General features: G+C 57.1%; 1 protein-coding gene. It reads right to left on the reverse strand.

Features of this window, described 5'->3' with window-relative positions:
• Positions 1-323: 323 nt before the first annotated feature.
• Complete coding sequence (locus AC1RT6_RS21200; protein WP_472791809.1) at positions 324-1,358, reverse strand: IS110 family RNA-guided transposase; 1,035 nt, start codon at positions 1,356-1,358, stop codon at positions 324-326.
• Between the last annotated feature and the right edge of the window lie 175 nt (positions 1,359-1,533).

Genomic DNA, 1,533 nt, shown 5'->3' on the forward strand with positions numbered 1-1,533 from the left:
TGCGCCGTGAGACCCGTGCCTTGAAAGAGGCGGTTGCCGATCTGACGCTGGAGAACCGTCTGCTCAAAAAAACGTATGGCCCGCCCCGTCTGCAAGAGGATTTTACGGCATTCTGAACAGTCTGCGTCAACGTATACGGTCTCATGAGCAAGCCCATGGCCAAGATGGATATCCGCACGTTCAGAGCCCCATAAGCATGCCGGCAGCGAATGTGCCATTTTTTTGATCGGGATTTCCGAACGCCGTTCGACTGTCAGGCCATCTCTTCGATCCTTCCTGCAAACCCCGTTGGACTACGCGAACTATGCGCAGCGCTGATCTCGTTAAACCACGGCTACTGGGTAACTGCGTTCAAAGCGCGCTTCCTTGCGCAAGATGGCCCAAGCTATCCGCGCCAGCTTGTTGGCTAAAGCCACCACTACGGCGTTACGGTGTACGCCCCGCTCGATCATTGCCTTGAGCCACCGCCCCAGTGGCGTATCGCTTTGTGACAGCGATGGCAAAGCCGCGCGAGCGCCGTGAATGAGTAGAGTGCGCAAATAAGTGTTGCCACGCTTGGATATCCCGAGCAGCCGAGCCTTACCTCCCGTGCTGGATTGTTTCGGAACCAACCCGAGCCAGGCGCCCAGGTCCCGGGCCTTGGCAAAATTACTTGCATCGCCAACCGCAGCGACCAGGGCCGTTGCGTTGAGCACGCCAACGCCAGGGATGGAAGTCAACCTGCAAGCTGCGGGATCATTGCGTGCCAGTTTGACAAATTCGCCATTCAACGCCGCGATTTTCGTGTCGAGCTCTTTCCATTCGGTACGTAAATCGCCAGCCAACTGGCGTATACGCGGGGACAATGTTTGATCGCCATCGACAAGCATGCCATCCACGCCCAGCTCGAATTTCCGCCGACCGGCCGGGAAGATCTCCCCGCGCTCCAGCAGGATCGCGCGCAGTTGATTGATGAGGTTCGTTCGTTCTGCCACGAGGCGCGAGCGCACACGATGCAGCGTTTGAATATCCAACTGCTCCTGGTTCTTGAGTTCAACGAACCGCATTGTCGGTCGTGAGGCAGCCTCGGCGATTCCTTCAGCATCGCGGTCGTCGTTTTTCTGAGCTTTGATATATGGACGGACGTATTCCGGCGACATCAACCGGATCTCATGACCTTGCGCGACAAACAGGCGGCCCAGGTGATGGGCGCCGCAGCACGCTTCCATCGCGACTACACAGGCCGGAAGTTTCGTCACATAGTCGATCAGCGTTTGCCGGCGCATCGTTCGACGAACGACCACCGCACCGGTCGCGTCGACGCCAACTACGCTGCAAGAGTTTTTGCCCAGATCAATACCGACGATCGCTATAGACATTGGCTCGTTCCTTTCTTTTTTGACACCAGCATCGTACTCGATGCCGGAGAAAGGGCGGGCCATTCCATAAGCATGATCGCGGATGGGGGCGACGACGAATGAGATACCCCGCATCTGAGAAGCTCGAGATCATCAGGATGATTGAGCAGTCGCATCTTCCCGCGAAGAAGACGCT

The sequence above is a fragment of the Nitrobacter sp. MLSD-S21 genome, from assembly GCF_058809865.1.